General features: G+C 57.1%; 1 protein-coding gene. It reads right to left on the reverse strand.

Going from position 1 to position 1,745, the window contains the following annotated elements:
• The coding region (locus AC3B8H_RS21045) for a response regulator (protein WP_488443462.1) at positions 1-1,745 on the reverse strand (1,745 nt) is incomplete at both ends.

The raw sequence follows: 1,745 nt of genomic DNA on the forward strand, positions 1-1,745 counted from the left end.
ACGGGCATGTTCTATCGAGCGGTACGCCGCGTGCGTTTCCAGATCAAGTTCCCAAGCCCCGGTGTTACATATTTCCAACGCAAAATGCAGCCTGGCTTCACTTTCGCGGCTAGCACGGTCGGCTTCCTTGAGGTCTTGAATGTCGGTGCAGGTGCCGTACCACTTTTCAATTCGGCCTTGTGCATTCAACAGCGGCATGCCTCGGATTAGCCACCAGCGGTATATGCCGTCCGACCGCCGCATGCGGCATTCGATGGAATAGCTGTCCTGATTTTGCGTCGCCCGCTGCCAGGCTTCCCAAGCGTAGTTCCTATCGTCCGGGTGTAACACGGAAATCCAGGCATGGCCGTAACTGGCCTCGACCGTAAGGCCGGTATATTCGACCCAGCGGCGGTTATGGTAGATATTCCAACCGTCGGGCCGGGTGGCCCAGACCATTTGCGGCATGGTCTCCGCCAGCGCGCGAAATTCGCGCTCGGCCTCCTGGTGGCGCGATTGGGTTTCGGCCTCTCTACGCAAGCGTGAGATTTCCAGACTCGCCTCGATTTGGGCCAGCAATTCGCGCGCAGAAAATGGCTTGGTCAAGTAGCCATCGGCCTTATGTTTCAATCCTTGTATGCGCTCTTCCTCTCCGGCGCGCGCCGACAGCAAAATGACCGGAATCGTGCTGGTTTCTTGATTTTCCCGCAACGCATTCAGCAAACCGATGCCGTCCAGCCCCGGCATCATGATGTCGGTCAGCACCAGGTCCGGCGCCTGGTTGCACACGGCGGCAAGCGCCTCTTCGCCGTCTTGAACCGCGGTCACCGCGTAACCCTGCGCGTGTAACAGTCGGGAAACATAATTGCGCATGTCGGCGTTGTCATCGGCCAGTACGATAATTACGCCGTCGCTTGAGTGTGTCGATTGATCGGTTACGATTTGCGAGCCTGAACTATTGTCCAACTTGGTGCCGTGTGCCCAGTGCAAGGCTTCGTCGGCCAAAAAGTCAGCACAAATCAAACGAGTGTTGTCGGTCCGCGCCGGCTGAATTTGTTCAGCCGGCAAATGTGCCGTGCCGGTCGGGATGGAAACGGTAAAGGTGCTGCCGACGCCAGGCGTGCTGGTGACAGAGATATCGCCGCCGTGCAAGCGGGCCAGCTCGCGGACCAGAGCCAAGCCGATACCGGTTCCTTCGTAACTGCGCGCGGGCACGTTCGGCACCCGATGGAAGCGTTCGAACACATGGTCAAGTTGATCGGCCGCGATGCCGACACCGGTGTCGCGCACCGCCAGATCAACCCTTTGTCCGCGTTCACGTAATGAAACTTCAATTTCGCCGTTGAAGGTATGTTTAAAGGCATTGCTTAGCAGATTGATGACTATTTTTTCCCACATCTGCCGGTCCACGTATACTGTTTCCGCCATTGCTGGGCAGGTTACGATCAATTTCAACCCCGCCTTCTCGGTGGCGGAGCCGAATACACTGGCCAGCTCTCTGGTATAAACCGCCAGATCCGTGGCTTCATACGCGGCCACCATGCGTCCGGCTTCGATACGCGAGAAATCAAGCAGCGAATTCACCAGCTTTAGCAAGCGCAAGCCATTGCGATGGATTAGGTCGAGTTCTTCATGTAAGGCAGCGTCAGCGGCAGGGCTCGACGGAGCGAATTGGGCCAGCAGCTCCTCCAGCGGTCCCAGCATCAAGGTTAACGGTGTGCGGAACTCGTGGCTAACATTGGCAAAGAATTGAGTCTTCAGTTCAT

It is taken from the genome of Methylomonas sp. BG-2 (assembly GCF_057766305.1).